We start from the raw sequence: 18,578 nt of genomic DNA, 5'->3' as shown, positions 1-18,578 counted from the left end.
ATTTGCAAATTTCTCTCAAAATCCCACCGCTTGTTTATCCCCCCCTAAACCACCCTATCCAGCCTCGTCTTCACTTCCTTCCACTGCGGCATCACTTGCCCCATTAATCGATAAAAACGTTCGCTGTGGTTGTGTTCGGCGAAGTGGCAGAGTTCGTGCAAAATCACATAATCAATGCACTCTTTCGGGGCTTTGATTAGGTGGGGGTTAAGGCATAGTGAGCCTTGAACGGAGCAACTTCCCCAACGGGTTTCCATTGTGCGTAAGCGAATGTGAGGGATTGTCGTAACCCAAAAGGTTTGCGGTAGCAGCCAATTTAAACGTTCGGCAAAAATCTGTTTGGCTTTTTGTCGATACCATTTATCCAAACATTGTTGAACTTGTCGTGTCGTTTTTTCTCGCACAGATACCTCCAATTGCCCACGCCATAAACGAACTTGATTGGGTTTATCTGGTGTTTCGTACACTTTTAACAGATATTGTCGCCCTAAATAACGATGACTTTCGCCGCTGATATATTGCCGTTCAACAAGCGGTGGGTTTTGTTGAAAAAATTGCAACTGGTCGGCAATCCATTGACTTTGTTTGCTAATGGCAAAAATCAGCTTATTTCTGACCGCTTGTGGCGGCACATAAGCAATAATGTCGCCCGTGGGCTGCACGGTTAGGCGTAGCCGTTTATATTTGGCATTCTTGACCAAGCGAACGGTAAAATGTTGGTCGCCATAAGGAATGATAACGCTATCAAACTTATCCATTTGCACGCCCAACCCGTACAATTTGTACTATCCGTTCGACAATCTCTTTGGCTTGCAACATACCGCTGCCGTTGGCTTGGCAAATTTTAAACATCATAGGCAGCAACTGCTTGCGAATGTCTTTTTCCACTTGTTCTAGGTTGATAGAGTGTTCGCTCAAACAGCGTAAAACCACCTGATCGATCTCAAATGCCAAATCCACCCAAAAGCCTTCGCCTTGCGACAGGGTTTCAGGCAAGACCGTTTTAAATACGCCGAAATAGGCTTGTGCCGTATAGTTGCCGCCAAAGCGGTCGGGAATATCGGGCAATTTACGTTCCGCCATTTGTTCTTCAAATTCTTTAAACAGCAAATACTGTTTTATCGGGTGCTCGAACAAGGCTTCGGCTTCTTCAATGGCTTGCTGCAATAATTCGGAAAAACGGGCTTTGGCATAAGGATCGTTGTCAAAATCAATCTCAAGGCTACGAGCAATACGAGAGCGAATTTTATCGGCTTCGTTGCGTGTTTTGGTGTCGTTCCACGTTTGATATTCCGTTTTGCCCATTTTATTGACCGCATAAATGCCGTCTGCTTCTTTTACGCCTAAGGCAACCACGTGCTTATCAATTAACTGCTCAACTTGATGGGCATATTCGCGATAATCCACTTGCTCGCCGGCGTCCTGCTGTGCTAAACGGCGAAGTTGGGCAAAAAAGGCGGAGGTGTTTTTATATAAAGTGCGGTCGGCATCGGTAAAGTTTTTGTCCTGATAAAAAGTTTCCGATTGCAACGCCACTTGTAAACAGCGGTTAAAGGCGGTTAAGGCACGGTAAAAATCATCTCGTATTTTGCTGTTTTTATCGAAAAACAGACCGCTTGTCGGGTCGAGTTGCATATTTGGAATAAGTTTGCGGCGAAGTTGCTCAAGATCCATTTTATTTTCAACCTCGGCAAACATCGCCCAAAGTGCTTGATACAAACTCGGCAAACGCAGATATTCGCTTTGCATTGAACGATAAAGCCCAGCCAAATCCTCAATGGCATAACCGCCTTGTGTTCGGTTAGCTAAATCTTGGTATTTGGCAATGGTTGTGTCCAGCTCTTTTAAAATGCCCCGATAATCCACCAACAATCCGTACTCTTTTTGTTTATGCAAGCGATTTACCCTTGCAATTGCTTGAATAAGGTTATGCTGTTTTAACGGCTTATCAATGTACAACACCGCATTGCTTGGCTCGTCAAAGCCCGTGAGCAATTTATCCACCACAATTAACAAACGCAATGGACTATCAGGATCGGCAAAACGGCTTAACACTTGCTGAGTATAACTTTCTTCATCGCCTTGCACGTTGGCAGCCCACCAACGCACCACTTCATCACTTGCCTGTTCGTCAAGCTGCGTATTCCCTTCACGGCTATCAGGCGGACTAATCACCACTGCACTTTCAAACAAGCCGATCTCATTCAAATACCGCTGATAACGAATTGCCTCTTTTTTGCTTTCACACGCCAGCTGACCTTTTAAGCCTTGCGGAATTTTATTCGCCAAATGTTCCGCAATATCCAACGCAATCAAATGAATACGATCGTCAGCTTGATAAATCTGCCCTTTACGCGAAAATTTGCGTTTTAGATCCGCTTTTTGCCCTTCGTTTAACGACTTGGTAATTCGCTCAAACCAGTTATCAATCGCCTGTTCATTCACCGACAATTCAGGGATCCGCTCTTCATAAAGCAATGGCGTTACCGCCTTATCTTCCACCGCTCGTTGCATCGTATAAGCGTGAATGATGTTGCCGAATTTTTGTGTGGTTTCATCATCTTTTAACAACGGCGTACCGGTAAAAGCAACAAAAGCCGCATTAGGCAAGGCTCGCCGCATTGCCATATGATTTTCGCCGCCTTGCGTGCGATGTCCTTCATCAATCAGCACTATAATATTCGCACTCGGGTTAAAACATTCCGCTTGGTTAATTGCCGTGTTAAATTTCTGCATTAACGAAAAAATAATGCGTTCATTACCGGAACCGATTTGCTCGGCTAATCGCTTGCCGGTGGTTGCCATTGCATTTTTACGATCTCGCTTGGTCGCCAGTTCGCCACTGTTATAAAAAGTACTGCTCAACTGATGTTCTAAATCCACCCGATCCGTCACCACGATAATTCGGCACTGTTTTAGGGCAGGGTGGAGCAATAAGGCTTTCGAGAAAAAGACCATCGTAAACGACTTGCCCGAACCTGTGGTGTGCCAAATCACACCGCCGTTTCTCGCCCCTTTTTCGCTTTGTGACATTACCCGTTCAATTAAGCGTTTCACCCCAAACACTTGCGGATAACGGGCGACAATACGGCTGTGCGATTTGCGATCAAACAGACTGAAATAACGGATCATCTCAAACAAACGATCTTTTCGTAACAGGCTAATCAGCAAGCTATCTTGCCCTGTTACCGCCAGTTTTCCCTGAGCGGTAAGTTGTTGATACCACGCCTGATCTTCGGATTTTGGCAAAAGAGCGGTCAGATTTTCGGTTGAAATTGCAAGGTTTTTGAGTTGGCTCATTTCCAACTCGGATTGTTCTTCCTCACGCCACGCCGCCCAAAATTTAGCAGGGGTCGCACAAGTGGCATAACGCCCGTCATAACCATTAACGGCTAACAACAGTTGGGCATAGGCAAAAAGGTGGGGAATTTCGGTAGGGCGTTGATTGCGTAAATGTTGAGAAATGCCTTCTTCAATGGTACTTTTCGGTTTGCCGTCTGGGCGTTTGGCTTCAATCACCACCAGCGGCAAGCCATTAACAAAACAGACTAAATCGGGCGTACGCACTGATGAACCGTTAGCGTTCGCTACGCTAAATTCTTCGGTAAAATGAAACCGATTGTTTTCAGGGTTTTCCCAGTCAATAATCGGCACGGTGCAACTGATTTTCTTACCGTCAATAAATTCGGTAACGGTAATGCCGTATAACAGATGATTATAAAAATGCTCATTCGCCCCCACCAGACTTTCATTTAACTTAGGGCTGGTCAGCTCCGTCACTAAATTATCCACCGCCTTCGCCGACAACGCACGCTCTTGCCCAAGATACGAAATCGTACGTTGGCTCAATACCTCCCGCAACACCACGTCCAACACCACATTCATCACCATTCCCCCACGATAAGCTAAGGCTTGCTTAGGAGAAAGATACTGCCAGCCAAGGTTGTGTAACAACAGAATGGCTGGGAGTTTGGAAGTGTGTTTTTCGAGGGTGGGTGAAAATGTAGTTTGGAACATAATAGTTATTTCCTATCGATTAATTGGCTCTACACTCCATACAGATGATGCATTATTACGACATGAATATTCATAAGCTTCACGCCCTAATAGTGCTAGGGTTTTTGCTTTATTTTCATCCGTTACATGGTGTCCACTATTTTGGTGATGTCTCCAGGTGTTAAAATAAGGTCTATCTCGTTGCTCGGTAATATCTTGTCGGATAGCAAGAATATCTTGATTATTTGGTCTATTTGCTGATTGTATAGGCGTTTGTTCATTGATATTATTAAAAAATGTATTTGGATAAAAAGTCTGAAAACCACCTTGATTAAGTAATGCAGCTAACCGTCTATAAGTAGGGTTATCAAGTGAATCTTGAATTTCAAAATATTGATTAACAGAGAATTTAAAAAACTCTGGAGTTTCTGTTCTTGATGTTAATGCCAAAATAAAGGGATTTTCATTGATAGAAAAACACACGTTGAAACCAATAGCTCCACTAACAATATTATATATCTGAACATCAATATTATGATTGCTCATATCGTTATATAAAATTTCTAAATTAGCCATATAAATCATAAATATCTCCTTTTCTATTCAGGTCTAATGTAAGTATAAACAGGAACTCCATCAAATTCTCTTGTTAAATCATTTTCAATACCTTTGGGATTTCCTATAATTCCTTCAGGATCATAAACAAAGCAGATTAAGGTATCGCAATCAGGATGTGATTGATAACGCACAGCATCTACAATTAACTGCTCTCCTAACTCTTTTGCTTTTAAACTCCGTCTTGTTTTCTTAATTTCTATGACAATATTTTCATTTTTCAATAGAAAATCAGTTCGAGAAGCTCCACCTGCATAGCTCGGAGTCCATTCTTCAGCTCTCACATCATCAAAATATAATTTTAATAATGAATGAAACAAATCTTGGACATCGTATTCATCTTCTATTTCAAGTGTGTTTCTATCTGAATACCTAGATCTTAATTGTCTCGCGACTTGATGAAAACGATTAATAATTAATTGTATGTTGTTCAGCGAGTGATCTTGTTTTGAATCATCACAATCATCTGACCAAAATTCAGAAATTTCTGATTTCATTGATTGAAGAATCGTGATTGCCTTATTAAGACCATTAACATAAGCATTTTGGAATTCATAGTCTGGGGTATCAGTCAGAAAGATCCTCAGTGTATAACTTATTTTTTCAAATTCTTTTTGATGTTTTGAATCATTTCCAAAAATATAACCTATTGCAATAGATGAATCTCTTTTCCACTTATTAAAATCTTCACTAAACATTTCGATTGATTTTAATGGAATAGCTCTTTGGATTAATTTTTCTATTTTATTTATTGCTTCTAATTTATTCATAACCATCCCTTAATAATCTCTGCATCAACGCCCCTTTCTCCAATTTCAAACACTCCAATTTCCGTTGTAATGTTTCGATCTCTTGATCTGCAGTTGAAAGAATTTCGGCGATTTTTTGTTGTTCGTTAATATCCTGCGGATAAGACAGGGAAAAGCTTTCAAGAGCTTTTTTCTGAATATTCGGAAGTCCGCTTCCTACTCTTAAACGCATAATATTTTCTTCGTTATATTTTAATAATTGATATAAAAATAAACAATTTATTTTTAAATTACTTAAAGCGTAACAATGTCCACCACACCAAAATTTTTCTTTTTGAAAGCCAATATAGCCACAAGAATTTCCACCTTCACTGATAGTAATAGTGTGGCTTTCTGTATTAAACTTATCTGTGTAGCCTGAAGGTTCAATTCCACCGTTAATAACAGCATATTGTCCATTATCCAAAAGTGTATTCTTATTGAGCTGAGAACCTTTAGAGATTACGGCTAATTCTGCTAAATCTGCTTGTAGCCAATCATTTCCTTTCAACAACCTCTGCATTAACGCCTTTTTCTGCTGTCGGCTATTTTCAAGCAGTTTCTCTGTGGTTTGAATAGCGTTATCCCACGTTGAAAGGGTTTCGGCGATTTGGATTTGTTCTTCTAGTGGTGGAAGTAATAATGGTGTTTTCTCCAAAATGGATTTGTTTATTTTTACCATACTCTTACTGCTGCCTGACGCACTATTTGAAAAATATGCTCGAATGGATTTTGTTTTTAAATATTGCTCAATAAAATAGGGATAAGCCAGTGTTTCATTTATTCTAAATCTCATCATTAAATCAGGATATGAACAATTAATTATTTCATTTTTAAATAAAATTGAACGTCCGACTTTATCCGGTGTATTTGAACGACTAACCAAAAAATCCCCAAATTCTAGAAGTGATTTTTCAACTCTTTTTTCAAAATGAACTGGTTTAATCTCATCTTTATTCAATCCATTATCTGTTAATGCACCAAGCCCCAGCACCCAATAGCCCGTTTCATTCTCAGCAGGTAGTGGAGAATAACCATTACGAATATCATCACTCAAAATATCCTTTAAATGAATATTTTTCCACCCATCTTTCAACTTCTTCATTCACTTTTCCCAATTTGCAAAATTTTCTTAAAATTTAACCGCTGTATATATCAATTTGAAATAGCATCTATATACTATTTCCTAATTCCCTGTAAATTTTGTTTACACAAGGCTCGCATTTCATTTAAAATACCCCTAAGTGGATCGAGGGTGCTTGGTCGGCGTTATAGTCTTGGTGGGTTTCATCAAGGCTTTTCGCTTTTTAGGGTTATTAAAAATATTTTAACCTTACAAAAATTTTTAAAACCCAACCGCTTGTAAGACTTTAAACAAGTTCCCGATGTCAGGAGCTTGTTCAATTTTTATGCATTGATGTTTATTCCATCAATACCCCAACTCCCTCAAATATCCTTCCATTTTAGTTTCCAACTCCGCCAACTGCTGTTTTAACTGCATTCTTTCGATGCGGACTTGGTGCAAGTCGATCAGCTGTTCTTCTTCAAAGGTATCCACATAACGTGGGATATTCAGGTTGTAATCGTTTTGTTGAATATCGGCGAGAGTGGCAACAAAGGCGTATTTTTCCACCGCTTGTCGTGAGCGGTAAGTGCGGACGATTTTTTCGATGTTTTCCGCAGTAAGCGTATTTTGATTTTTACCCGGCTTAAACTCGTTACCGGCGTCAATAAACAGCACAGTGTCGTCCGTTTTGTTTTTACGGAAAATCAGAATTGCCGCTGGAATACCCGTGCCATAGAACAGTTTTTCTGGCAAACCGATCACAGCATCTAGTAGGTTTTCATCAATCAATTTTTGACGAATTTTACCCTCGGCAGCCCCACGGAACAGCACACCGTGCGGTACAACCACGCCCATTCTGCCCGTTTTCTCTTTGAGCGTTTTAATCATATGTGAGATAAACGCATAATCACCTTTTGTTTTCGGCGGCAAACCACGCTCAAAACGTTGAAAACGATCTTGGCTAACCTCGTCATAACCCCATTTATCCAATGAAAACGGTGGATTAGCGGTAACGATATCAAAGGTAATCAATTCGCCGTTGCTGTCCAATAATTTCGGATTGCGAATGGTATCGCCCCATTCAATGCGATGATTATCTTCACTGTGCAAAAACATATTCATTTTTGCCAACGACCACGTTGAGCCAATCGCTTCTTGTCCGTATAAGGCATAATTTTTGCTTTGGTGATTTTTCACCACTTTTTGACCGCACTTCATCAACAGCGAACCGGAACCACAAGCAGGATCACAAATGCTGTCGCCCATTTGTGGGTCGAGCAGTTCGGCAATTAAATCCGATACTTCAGGTGGTGTATAAAATTCCCCTGCCTTTTGCCCACCGCTTGCAGCAAAGTTTTTAATCAAATATTCGTAAGCATTGCCGATAATATCCAACGTGCCGACTTTGCTTGGTTTCAAATCCAATTCAGGTTTGGCGAAATCTTCCAACAACTCACGCAAAATAGTGTTTTTCTGCTTTTCTTCGCCCAATTTATCGGTGTTAAAGGAAATGTCTTGGAAAACACTTTTGCCCGCATCTTTGAGTTTGGTGCCGTTGGCTTCTTCAATGGCATGCAACGCCTGATCGATACGTTCACCATTACCTGCTTCAAACCGCTGCTCATACAAGCGGTAAAAATTAGCGTGCGGTGGCAATACAAATCGCTCCTGTTTCATCATTTCTTCAATCAATTCAGGCACATCACCGTATTCCGCTTGATATTGTTGATAATGGTCTTGCCATACGTCTGAAATGTATTTCAAAAACAGCATCGTTAAGATGAAATCTTTATAGGTATCCGGGCTTATCGTGCCACGGAAGGTATCGCAAGCAGACCACAGGGCTTTGTTAATATCGTCTTGGTTAATGGACATCGGTTATTCCTTATTAGTGAGTTTTTTCTGATGATTTTCAAGGTTTTTAATGCTTTTGTCTGGTGTCGGTAAATCTTCGGGCATTGTACCACCAAGTTCTTGAATAGTTTGACGAACTTTTTTACCTACATCAAAATGGGTTTGGTTGGCTTCCTGTTTCGTCTGAATATTATCTCTACGTAGTTTTTCTTCCGTTTGCGTGGCTCGGAATAGGTTAGCGGCAAGCTCCGTTGAACCCATATGATCTAAAATTTTTTCATTTTTCTGTAACCCTTTGCGAGCATGAATAGCTTTATTATCCAATCCACCATAAAGCCCTTTGTAGCCGTAATTTTGGAAAATAGCAAAGTCCAAGTTGCTTTCAACGCCTGCTTTTTGTGCTGTTTCAACTAGTTGTTTATTATGTTCTTTCAATTCGTTACGCAAATATAAACGTTTTTGATCTTCTTGAAGTTGTTTAAATTGTTCTTCATCAGCCAATTCTTGACGGCGTGTTTGCACGGCAAAATAGGTTTGACCAGCTGCAATAACAGGTTTAGACGGATCGCCGTTTTGTACGATAAGATAGCATGCATAGCGAGAGAGCAGAAAATCTCTGACTTGGCGTTGAGTACCGACACCTAATTGAACCATTTTGTTGGCTTCAACAAAATGGGAAGAGACCTTGATATGACTGCTTTCACATGCTTTCATTGCTTTATCAATGACCTTTGTAAAATTTCGCCATTCAGAATAGTCTAGTAATAAATATAACTCTCGTGCTGACCAAAATTCATTTCCTTGATCATCAATGTGTTTAATACTTTCAAAGGTTTGGGTTAATTCGTTCATTGTTCTTCTCCTACGGTGAAATTAACTCTTGGGCTAGGGCATTCATCAACTTTTCATTATTTTCAATAAGTTTTTGCAAGGTTTTTCGCTCCTGATCGAGTGTTTTTGCCATTTGTACGATAACGTTTTGTTTTGCTAAAGACGGTATTTTTATCGACAATTCTGCCAAGACAGGAAGACGTAAACTTTTGGTTGTCGAGCCTTCAATATTTTGAATAAGATACTTTTGGCTTTGTTTCAAATTCAGCCACCATTGCAGATATTCAGGTAAGATTTCCGCATTTTTAGGACGAATAACAAAAAAATGAGGGGACGCAACCGAGGGTAAATCTTGCTGGGAAAACTCAACAAAAATCGGCTGATAATTGTTGCCCCTTGTGGCAAGCAAAATATCTCCCTTTTTAAGCCAATCACTTTCTTTCACTTTATCCAGCTTTGTACGAACACAGTTATTCCAAGCTATGCCATCAAAAAATGAACAATCTTTCATTTGCACTACAACCACATTGCCGTTCGGATCTTCAGGCACTTTTGCTCGAAACAAAAAACCTGTTTGGATATTTGCAACATCTCCTAAGAATTGCATTTATTATGCCCCATTGTCATTACAACAAAATCAATGTTTGAATTGTAAACGGAAAAAGAGAGTAAATCAAGCTATGTATTTTGCACCAACATAATTACAACTTAAGTTTATTCGGTAACACAAGGAAAGTCGAAATTTAGAACCATAGAAAAAGTTAGATAGTAAAAGTAAAGAACGGTGAGATTTTGAAAGTCTTTCTCAAACTTCATCACTTTGTGTTTAGGTTATTCCCATAAAAATATTTATATGTTTTAAGTTTTTATGGTTATAACCATAAATAAATGATAAAATCATCTTGAAATTATGAATATAAGCAAAAAGTTATTAAAGATGATTAAGCGCCCAAACTATCTCAAACAACTGAAACTCTTTATCAATATGCCTTTAATCAAAGTGATTACAGGCATTCGCCGTTCAGGAAAATCAACGGTTATCAAACTGTTGCAAGCGGAATTATTGGCACAAGGCATTGCGGAACAGCACATTATTCATATCAACTTTGAAAGTTTTGCTTTTGCTGATTTTAAAACCGCCGATAAGCTCTATGCTTTAGTGAAAGAAAAAATTCAGACCACAGACAAATACTATCTTTTGCTTGATGAAATTCAGGAAGTGGCGGATTGGGAAAAGGCGGTGAATGCCTTTATGGTGGATTTCAACCTTGACCTATATATCACAGGTTCAAACTCACATTTGTTGTCGTCCGAACTGGCGACTTATCTCGCTGGGCGTTATGTGGAAATTCCAATTTTTACGCTGTCGTATCAAGAATTTTTGGATTTTAAGGCAGGCTACACACAGCAAACCATACAAAATCCTACCGCACTTTTCAATGAGTATCTACGCAAAGGCGGTTTCCCAATGGTACATACCGCCAATTATGAAACCGAAACCGTTTATAAAATCGTGCAAGATATTTATGCGTCTGTGATTTTGCGAGACACGGTGCAACGCCACAAAATTCGCGATGTGGAGCTATTGGAACGCATTGTGAAATATGCTTTTGATAATATCGGCAACACGTTTTCAGGCAAAAATGTAGCGGATTATTTCAAAAGCCAACAACGAAAAGTGGATTTAAATACCGTTTATAATTATTTGAAAGCATTAGAAAGTGCCTTTATTTTGCACCGTGTTGAACGATTTGATATTAAAGGCAAAGAGATTTTGAAAACCCAAGAAAAATTTTATTTGGGCGATGTGTCCTTGCTTTACGCCACAATGGGTTTTCGCACCAGTTTGATTTCGGGCATTTTGGAAAATTTGGTTTATTTAGAACTCAAACGCCGTGGCTATCAAGTGTATATTGGCAAATTGGGTACGCAAGAAATTGACTTTATCGCCCAAAAACAAAACGAAAAAATTTATATCCAAGTGGCATATAAATTGGAAAGCGAACAAACCGTTCAGCGTGAATTTTCGCCTTTGCAAGCCATTGCAGATAACTACCCAAAATATGTGATAACCATGGACGATTTTTGGCAGGATAATATTGATGGCATTGTGCATCAGCATATTGGCGAATTTTTATTGACATAGCTGTAAGAAATGCCATCTGAAACTTAATTTCAGATGACATTTTATTACTGAATAGAAAGCTGTTATTCGTTCTTTTTCCAAACTTTAGAAAAAGAAGCACTTCTTGATTCAGGTTTAAATTCAGGCATTTTAATTTTTACTTTCATTGGGAAAGGAAAATCCACGCCTAACAATAAACCTTCACCTTGCCCCAACACAGGTAAAAAAGAGGCTGAACGATGATCGATAGATCCGACAGCTTTTTTCACAGTTTCCTGATCTTTTTCGTTCGTTAGTCAGTGAACAATCAAAGTACCTATTTGCAGCCTTATCTGTTGATATAAATCGACTTCGCCTATTTCAATCATGACGAATCGCAAGCGGTCAGTTTTGCTCAATTTTTTGCAAAAAAATCCCCTCACGAGGAGGGGATATCATATAAATAGCACTATTGGGTTGCTACAACTCTTCCCTCTTGATAATCCACTGTCACAGGACTATTCGGCAACAATTTGCCGGAGAGAATTTGCTGTGCCAAGGTGTTTTCAAGCTCTTGCTGAATTGCACGTTTAAGCGGTCTTGCTCCAAAGAGTGGGTCAAAGCCTGCTTCGCCGATATGATCAACTGCCTCATCGGTCACCGTCACTTCATAGCCACGTTCCGCCATACGTTTAATTAAACGTTCAAGCTGAATTCTGGCAATCGCACGAATATTTTCTTTATCTAATGGGTGGAACACCACAGTTTCATCAATACGGTTGATAAATTCAGGGCGGAAATGTTGTCCAACCACATTCATCACGATAGTTTTCATTTCATCGTAACTCATATTTTCCGCATTCTCTTGAATTAAGTGCGAACCTAAGTTTGATGTCATAATGACGACAGTATTACGGAAATCCACCGTGCGACCTTGCCCGTCAGTTAAGCGACCATCATCAAGCACCTGCAATAAAATGTTGAACACATCTGGGTGAGCTTTTTCCACTTCATCGAGCAATACGACGGAATATGGACGACGGCGAACCGCTTCGGTTAAATATCCGCCTTCTTCATAGCCGACATATCCCGGTGGTGCACCGACTAAGCGAGATACACTGTGTTTTTCCATAAATTCGGACATGTCGATCCGCACCATTGCATCTTGGTCGTCAAATAGGAAGTTGGCTAATGTTTTACAAAGCTCTGTTTTCCCTACGCCTGTCGGTCCTAAGAATAGGAATGAACCGATAGGGCGATTTGGATCAGACAAGCCTGCACGACTACGGCGGATCGCATTTGCCACCGCATCAACGGCTTCACTTTGACCGATTACCCGTTTGTGTAGCACTTCTTCCATTCGCAATAGTTTCTCTTTTTCCCCCTCCATCATTTTGGATACAGGGATACCTGTGGCTTTAGAAAGCACTTCGGCAATTTCTTCATCGGTCACTTTGGTGCGAAGCAGGTGATTTTCACTGCCTTCTTCTTCACGCTTTACCGCTTCTTGCAACTGTTTTTCGAGAGCCGGAATTTTGCCGTATTGCAACTCTGACATTTTCTCAAAGTTATTCTCACGGCGAGCCTTATCCATTTCAATTCGAGCATTTTCCAACTCAGTTTTAATGTGTTGCGTGCCTAATAGAGCGGACTTTTCTGCTTTCCATACTTCTTCCAGCTCCGCATATTCACGTTCACGAGCGGTCAGATCCTCGTCTAATTTTGCAAGACGCTGACGGCTGGCTTCATCTTCTTCTTTCTGTAACGCTTGACGCTCTAATTTCAACTGAATGATACGGCGTTCAAGTTTATCTAACGGCTCCGGTTTAGAGTCAATTTCCATACGCAAGCTGGAAGCCGCTTCATCAATTAAATCAATCGCTTTATCGGGTAACTGACGATCTGAAATATAGCGATGCGAAAGGGTTGCTGCCGCTACAATCGCAGGGTCGGTAATTTGAACGTGATGGTGAATTTCATAACGTTCTTTCAAACCACGCAAAATCGCAATCGTATCTTCCACCGTCGGCTCATCGACCAACACTTTCTGGAAACGACGCTCCAGAGCCGCATCTTTTTCAATATACTGACGATATTCATCTAAAGTTGTCGCTCCAACACAGTGCAACTCACCACGGGCAAGGGACGGTTTCAACAAGTTACCTGCGTCCATCGCTCCATCGGTTTTACCTGCACCGACCATCGTATGAATTTCATCAATAAACAGGATCACTTGCCCTTCTTCTTTGGCAAGTTCATTTAATACCGCTTTCAAACGTTCTTCAAACTCACCACGGTATTTTGCCCCTGCAATTAACGCTCCCATATCAAGCGATAAAACCCGTTTATTCTTCAAACCCTCAGGCACTTCGCCATTGACAATACGTTGTGCTAAACCTTCGACAATCGCCGTTTTCCCTACACCAGGTTCACCAATAAGCACAGGGTTATTTTTAGTACGGCGTTGCAACACTTGCACCGTGCGGCGGATCTCTTCATCACGCCCGATCACAGGGTCAAGTTTGCCTGCTTTAGCCCGTTCAGTTAAATCAATGGTATATTTTTGTAACGCTTGTCTCGTTTCTTCTGCATTTTGATTATTCACGCTCTCCCCTCCACGAATTTGTTGAATAGCGGCTGTCACCTTCTCTTTGGTTAAACCTAAGTTTTTCAATAACTTGCCTAAATCACCGTTATCTTCAAGTGCCGCAAGTACAAACAGCTCTGATGAAATAAAGCTATCACCAAACTGTTGCGACAATTTATCGCATTGATTTAACAGACGGATCAGCTGTTGCGATGGTTGAGTATTGCCCCCTTGCACCTGTGGCAAACGGCTAATAATGCCATCAAGTTCACTGATTAAACGGTTAGGTTGCACATTTAAACTGGTAACAAGCGGTGTGATTGAGCCATCATTTTGCTTTAACAAGGCAAGCATTAAATGGGCTGGCTCAATATAGGGATTATCTTTGCCAACGGCTAAGGATTGTGCATCCGCAATCGCTGACTGAAACTTGCTGGTAAATTTATCAATATTCATAGTTTCCTCTAAATTCTGTTATTAAATGTTCTGACTTCGAGATTACTCTCGTTTGACGAAACTATAAATTGGGATTGTCAAGGGGATTTCAAGAGAAAATGTGAAAGAGATCACAAAATTTTACTTAATTGAATAAAAAGAAATCGAATTTAGATAGATTTGTCTTGAAACAAAATCATACGGCATCTGTTTGAGTGAGGCTATTTTTTGGATTGTGGCAGAAAGTTGCTCTGTGATATGAATGGGTAAAAAATGTTGATGTTGCCAAGGCCCGTCCGTTTCAACCATGATTCGCTCCAACGGAAAACTCTCCACGACTCTCTGCACTTTCGGATTGGTTAACACATCAGGGTTTACACTGACAAAATAAGATGTTTTTAACAATTCGTTTAGCCATTTATCACTCGCCTTAAACCAGTGAAAATGGGCTTTTTGAATTTGATGTTTTGCTAACAGATCAAGGGCAATTTCCGTATCATCATAAACGATATGCAAATTTATCGGCAAATCGTACCGCTTGCAGAGCACGATAAATCGTTCTAAAAGTTCAATATAAGGCTGATAATCCAAATCCGGCTGCTCACGTTTTAGATAATGAGGCAAGCCAACTTCACCGCAAGCGGTCAGATCTTGATGATTTTTTGCAATCCACTCAAAAAGCTGTTGTTGTTCTAAAGATGAGGGCAAAGGTTGTTCAGGGTGAAAACCTGCTGCGATATGAATGCGTGGAAATTGCCGTTTAAGCGCTAATAAACGTTGGCTACTGGATAAATCTGTCGCGACCGCAAGCACACCTGCCAGTTTTGGGTTTTTTATGATATGACGGATCTGCGATTCTGAATATTGATCCAAATGTATGTGAGTGTCGAACATAGGCGTAAGAAAAGGGCGAACCTAATTGTTCGCCCATTGATGATATGACTTATTTCGCATCCGCTCTTAATGCTTCCGCTTTATCCGTTTTTTCCCAAGGGAAATGCTCTCGACCAAAGTGTCCGTAAGCGGCGGTTTCACGATAAATCGGACGGATTAAATCTAGCATTTTGATTAAGCCGTATGGGCGTAAATCAAAGTGTTCACGCACTAAACGGACTAACACTTCATTGCTCACTTTACCCGTACCAAAGGTTTCCACCATGATTGATGTCGGCTCTGCAATACCGATCGCATAAGAAAGTTGAATCTCACAACGATCTGCTAAACCAGCAGCTACGATATTTTTTGCTACATAACGTGCAGCGTAAGCAGCTGAGCGGTCAACTTTTGACGGATCTTTACCAGAGAAGGCACCACCACCGTGACGCGCTGCACCGCCGTAGGTATCAACGATAATTTTACGGCCTGTTAAACCACAGTCGCCCATTGGACCGCCGATGACGAAACGACCTGTTGGGTTGATAAAGTATTTGGTATTTTGACTTAACCATTCGCTTGGCAATACTGGCTTGATGATCTCTTCCATCACACCTTCAAACACGGTTTTTTGATCAACATGTTCAGCATGTTGAGTAGAAAGCACCACAGCATCAATACCTTTAATTTTGTTATCTTCGTAAATAAAGGTTAATTGGCTTTTCGCATCTGGGCGTAACCAATCTAATTTGCCTGATTTACGCACTTTCGATTGTTGTTCCATTAAGCGATGAGCGTAAGTGATTGGAGCCGGCATTAACACTTCGGTTTCGTTCGTTGCATAACCGAACATAATCCCTTGGTCGCCTGCACCTTGCTCTAACGGGTTAGCACGGTCCACACCTTGATTGATATCTGGCGATTGTTTACCGATAGCATTTAATACCGCACAAGAATGAGCATCAAAGCCCATATCTGAATGGGTATAGCCGATGTCGCAAATCACTTGGCGAGTTAAGTTTTCAATATCCACCCAAGCAGAAGTGGTGATCTCACCGCCTACAAGTGCCATACCTGTTTTTACGTAGGTTTCACACGCCACGCGTGCTTTTGGGTCTTGTTTGAGAATTTCGTCTAATACTGCATCTGAAATTTGGTCTGCGATTTTATCTGGGTGACCTTCTGATACAGATTCCGAGGTAAATAAGTTAATAGCCATTTGTTATCCTATTGATTTTATTAAATATGATATGTAATACAAGCGGTAAGATCTTGCAAAAAAATAGTAAAAACTAACCGCTTGTAAGAAATTCACTTTGGAAGTTTTTCCATCTAGACGTCTATAATACGTTTTTTAATAAAAAATAACAAACTATTTTTCCTAAATTCTAGCCATTATGTCAATTTATGATACATTACGTAGATATCTGTTATCTTTAACTTCGTATTTTAACGAAATAACTTTCTACGTTTTTATCCCATGAAATTTTCTAAATTAAGCACGATTTGGCAATGGTTATCTCACCATTATCAAACCATTGAAGATTATTTTACCAGTGGCTCTTTTGGTGTCCGCTTTTATCCCTTTTTGATGTACCCTTGTGTGCGTCATTCTGTCAGCGGAATCATTAAATTAACTGCGGTGATGTCTGTTTTTATAGCACTTTATTATTTCTTTGCTGAATTCATTACAATTTTGTTTAGTGATGTTTCTCTCCCTGCCTATGTTCGCCATACTCCCCTTGAGTTATTGCAGCCCGCAGGCACGATTATTGATGGAAAAGAAGTTCATCTTTCACGACTCTACTTTTCGATGAAAATGGCATTTTTAGTGCAAGGATGTCTGTTTATCTTTATTTATCTCATTGGGGTAACACAAATCACTGCACGCCGTTTTAGATTGTTAGGTATCTTGTTTTCATTGCTCTTCAGCTGTGGCGCTATCCTTATTTTTAGTTCACAGGGAGGCAAATATACCCTTGGAGGACTACAAAATATGGGAGCCTCTTTAACCTATTTATGCGGAAACTTAGCCATGATTGCATCCGGTTTGGGAATGATTCAACCTCACTTGCAAAAATTAAAACGTTATAGCTTAATTGCAGGAGTGATTGGTGCCTGTGCGATTACCATCAGTTTATGGATAGAACTTCCTTACTTAGCATTATTGGAACGAGTTAGCCTTTACAGCTTATTTATCTGGGAAGTTGCGATTGGTTTTGCCATTTTAAATAAGGAAAATAGATGAAAAATACCTTGCCGTTTATTGAACGTTATCGTCAATTAATTCAAATTCCAACTATTAGTAGCCTTGAAGAAAAATATGATATTTCTAATAAAGCATTAATTGAGTTACTTGCTCATTGGCTAAGTGATTTTGGCTTTAAAACAGAGATCATTGCCGTTGAAGGTAGCCGTCAAAAATACAACCTACTCGCAACCTATGGGGAAGGCGAAGGTGGTTTACTGCTTGCAGGGCATACCGATACCGTCCCTTATGATGAAGGACGTTGGAGTTTTAATCCCTTTCATTTAACGGAGAAAGAGGGCAAATTCTACGGTCTAGGCACGGCGGATATGAAGGGCTTCTTTGCCTTTGTGGTGGATGCTATCAGTCAAATTGATCTCAAAAAGCTCAATAAACCTCTGCGTATTCTCGCAACAGCGGATGAAGAAACGACGATGCTTGGTGCAAGAACTTTTGCTCAACACGCCCATATTCGCCCTGATTGTGCGATTATTGGTGAACCAACCTCCCTTAAACCTATTCGAGCCCACAAAGGACATATGGGAGAAGCTGTTCGCATTATTGGGCAATCAGGCCATTCAAGCGATCCAGATAAAGGAATTAACGCCATTGAAATCATGCATCAAGTGACAGGTAATTTGATGAAAATGCGCGATGAATTGAAACACAAATACCACAATGCGTTATTTAAAGTGCCTTATCCGACCATGAATTTCGGTAATATCCACGGCGGTGATGCCATTAACCGCATTTGTGCTTGTTGTGAACTTCAACTTGATATGCGACCGTTACCGAACTTAGCGGTACAAGATTTAGAAGATCTACTACGCCAACATCTTGCGCCTTTAATTGAACAATGGGGAGATCGCATTCAAATCCAAGCGCTACACGCTGGCATACCGGGTTATGAATGTGAACACTCTGCCCAAGTTGTACAAGTTGTAGAAAAATTGCTCGACGAAAAATGTGATGCGGTAAATTATTGTACCGAAGCGCCTTTCATTCAACAGCTTTGCCCAACGCTCGTATTAGGCCCTGGTTCTATTGAACAAGCCCACCAGCCTGATGAGTATTTAGATGCGAAGTTTATTGAACCAACAAGAGAACTCCTTACTAAACTTATCTATCATTTTTGTTAGTTTACAAGCGGTCAGATCACAACAATTTTTTGCAAAAAAATG

At 40.3% G+C, this 18,578-nt stretch carries 15 protein-coding genes; 3 read left to right on the top strand and 12 right to left on the bottom strand.

The genetic code is table 11. From position 1 onward, the window contains the following. Positions 1-44: 44 nt before the first annotated feature. The 8 genes from EXH44_RS10065 to EXH44_RS10030 form a co-directional block, all read right to left on the bottom strand. The gene (locus tag EXH44_RS10065; RefSeq protein WP_162857366.1) at positions 45-758 is read right to left on the bottom strand and encodes a M48 family metallopeptidase; all 714 of its coding nucleotides are present in this window, start codon (positions 756-758) and stop codon (positions 45-47) included. Further along, positions 751-4,017: a type I restriction endonuclease subunit R gene (locus EXH44_RS10060; RefSeq protein ID WP_162857365.1), complete on the bottom strand. Its 3,267-nt coding sequence runs from the start codon at positions 4,015-4,017 to the stop codon at positions 751-753. Before EXH44_RS10060 ends, EXH44_RS10065 begins: the two co-directional genes overlap by 8 nt. 12 nt (positions 4,018-4,029) lie before the next feature. Then, on the bottom strand, positions 4,030-4,581 hold the full coding sequence (locus tag EXH44_RS10055; protein WP_162857364.1) for a DUF6037 family protein: 552 nt from the start codon (positions 4,579-4,581) through the stop codon (positions 4,030-4,032). Between the two features lie 14 nt (positions 4,582-4,595). Next, entirely contained in the window at positions 4,596-5,381 is a 786-nt protein-coding gene (locus EXH44_RS10050; RefSeq protein WP_208717141.1) for a PD-(D/E)XK nuclease domain-containing protein, read from the bottom strand. Further along, positions 5,374-6,504, bottom strand: coding sequence for a restriction endonuclease subunit S (locus tag EXH44_RS10045; protein ID WP_162857363.1), 1,131 nt, complete (start codon positions 6,502-6,504; stop codon positions 5,374-5,376). Before EXH44_RS10045 ends, EXH44_RS10050 begins: the two co-directional genes overlap by 8 nt. 324 nt (positions 6,505-6,828) lie before the next feature. Next, entirely contained in the window at positions 6,829-8,340 is a 1,512-nt protein-coding gene (locus EXH44_RS10040) for a type I restriction-modification system subunit M (protein WP_162857362.1), read from the bottom strand. A 3-nt stretch (positions 8,341-8,343) separates the two neighbouring features. Then, complete coding sequence (gene dinD, locus EXH44_RS10035) at positions 8,344-9,171, bottom strand: DNA damage-inducible protein D (RefSeq protein WP_162857361.1); 828 nt, start codon at positions 9,169-9,171, stop codon at positions 8,344-8,346. Between the two features lie 10 nt (positions 9,172-9,181). Further along, positions 9,182-9,757: a restriction endonuclease subunit S gene (locus EXH44_RS10030; RefSeq protein WP_162857360.1), complete on the bottom strand. Its 576-nt coding sequence runs from the start codon at positions 9,755-9,757 to the stop codon at positions 9,182-9,184. Positions 9,758-10,087: 330 nt separating this feature from the next. Here EXH44_RS10030 and EXH44_RS10025 point away from each other — a divergent pair, with 330 nt between their 5' ends. Then, positions 10,088-11,296, top strand: a complete 1,209-nt coding sequence (locus EXH44_RS10025) for an ATP-binding protein (RefSeq protein ID WP_162857359.1) — start codon at positions 10,088-10,090, stop codon at positions 11,294-11,296. Between the two features lie 62 nt (positions 11,297-11,358). Here EXH44_RS10025 and EXH44_RS10020 read toward each other — a convergent pair whose 3' ends face one another. The 4 genes from EXH44_RS10020 to metK all read right to left on the bottom strand — a co-directional run bounded on the left by EXH44_RS10020 (position 11,359) and on the right by metK (position 16,368). Then, positions 11,359-11,544, bottom strand: coding sequence for a hypothetical protein (locus EXH44_RS10020; RefSeq protein WP_244238724.1), 186 nt, complete (start codon positions 11,542-11,544; stop codon positions 11,359-11,361). A gap of 179 nt (positions 11,545-11,723) precedes the next feature. After that, positions 11,724-14,297: an ATP-dependent chaperone ClpB gene (gene clpB / locus EXH44_RS10015; RefSeq protein WP_162857358.1), complete on the bottom strand. Its 2,574-nt coding sequence runs from the start codon at positions 14,295-14,297 to the stop codon at positions 11,724-11,726. A 120-nt stretch (positions 14,298-14,417) separates the two neighbouring features. Beyond that, positions 14,418-15,170, bottom strand: a complete 753-nt coding sequence (locus EXH44_RS10010) for a TatD family hydrolase (RefSeq protein WP_162857357.1) — start codon at positions 15,168-15,170, stop codon at positions 14,418-14,420. Positions 15,171-15,219: 49 nt separating this feature from the next. Further along, positions 15,220-16,368 carry a methionine adenosyltransferase gene (metK, locus tag EXH44_RS10005; protein WP_162857356.1) on the bottom strand — a complete coding sequence of 383 codons (1,149 nt, stop codon included), beginning with the start codon at positions 16,366-16,368 and terminating at the stop codon, positions 15,220-15,222. Between the two features lie 261 nt (positions 16,369-16,629). On the opposite strand from metK, the gene EXH44_RS10000 reads away from it, so the two are divergent. Both EXH44_RS10000 and argE read left to right on the top strand, forming a co-directional pair. Beyond that, positions 16,630-17,397 carry a hypothetical protein gene (locus tag EXH44_RS10000; protein ID WP_162857355.1) on the top strand — a complete coding sequence of 256 codons (768 nt, stop codon included), beginning with the start codon at positions 16,630-16,632 and terminating at the stop codon, positions 17,395-17,397. Next, a complete protein-coding gene (gene argE, locus EXH44_RS09995) occupies positions 17,394-18,536 on the top strand; it encodes an acetylornithine deacetylase (RefSeq protein WP_162857354.1) in 1,143 nt (380 codons plus the stop codon). The genes EXH44_RS10000 and argE overlap by 4 nt, the downstream gene beginning before the upstream one ends. Positions 18,537-18,578 lie beyond the last annotated feature (42 nt).

The organism is Actinobacillus indolicus (genome assembly GCF_004519515.1).
In the GTDB taxonomy this organism is placed as follows: Bacteria; Pseudomonadota; Gammaproteobacteria; order Enterobacterales; family Pasteurellaceae; genus Glaesserella; species Glaesserella indolica_A.
The sequence above is the reverse complement of the archived record's forward strand: the minus strand, read 5'-3'. Positions and strand labels throughout refer to the sequence as shown.

Bases quoted from the DNA above. Each gene is read 5' to 3' on its own strand.
- EXH44_RS10025 (WP_162857359.1), top strand. From the start codon at position 10,088: ATGATTAAGCGCCCAAACTATCTCAAACAACTGAAACTCTTTATCAAT.
- clpB (WP_162857358.1), bottom strand. From the start codon at position 14,297: ATGAATATTGATAAATTTACCAGCAAGTTTCAGTCAGCGATTGCGGAT.
- argE (WP_162857354.1), top strand. From the start codon at position 17,394: ATGAAAAATACCTTGCCGTTTATTGAACGTTATCGTCAATTAATTCAA.
- EXH44_RS10055 (WP_162857364.1), bottom strand. From the start codon at position 4,581: ATGATTTATATGGCTAATTTAGAAATTTTATATAACGATATGAGCAAT.
- EXH44_RS10040 (WP_162857362.1), bottom strand. From the start codon at position 8,340: ATGTCCATTAACCAAGACGATATTAACAAAGCCCTGTGGTCTGCTTGC.
- EXH44_RS10010 (WP_162857357.1), bottom strand. From the start codon at position 15,170: ATGTTCGACACTCACATACATTTGGATCAATATTCAGAATCGCAGATC.
- dinD (WP_162857361.1), bottom strand. From the start codon at position 9,171: ATGAACGAATTAACCCAAACCTTTGAAAGTATTAAACACATTGATGAT.
- EXH44_RS10050 (WP_208717141.1), bottom strand. From the start codon at position 5,381: ATGAATAAATTAGAAGCAATAAATAAAATAGAAAAATTAATCCAAAGA.
- EXH44_RS10060 (WP_162857365.1), bottom strand. From the start codon at position 4,017: ATGTTCCAAACTACATTTTCACCCACCCTCGAAAAACACACTTCCAAA.
- EXH44_RS10000 (WP_162857355.1), top strand. From the start codon at position 16,630: ATGAAATTTTCTAAATTAAGCACGATTTGGCAATGGTTATCTCACCAT.
- EXH44_RS10030 (WP_162857360.1), bottom strand. From the start codon at position 9,757: ATGCAATTCTTAGGAGATGTTGCAAATATCCAAACAGGTTTTTTGTTT.
- metK (WP_162857356.1), bottom strand. From the start codon at position 16,368: ATGGCTATTAACTTATTTACCTCGGAATCTGTATCAGAAGGTCACCCA.
- EXH44_RS10065 (WP_162857366.1), bottom strand. From the start codon at position 758: ATGGATAAGTTTGATAGCGTTATCATTCCTTATGGCGACCAACATTTT.
- EXH44_RS10045 (WP_162857363.1), bottom strand. From the start codon at position 6,504: ATGAAGAAGTTGAAAGATGGGTGGAAAAATATTCATTTAAAGGATATT.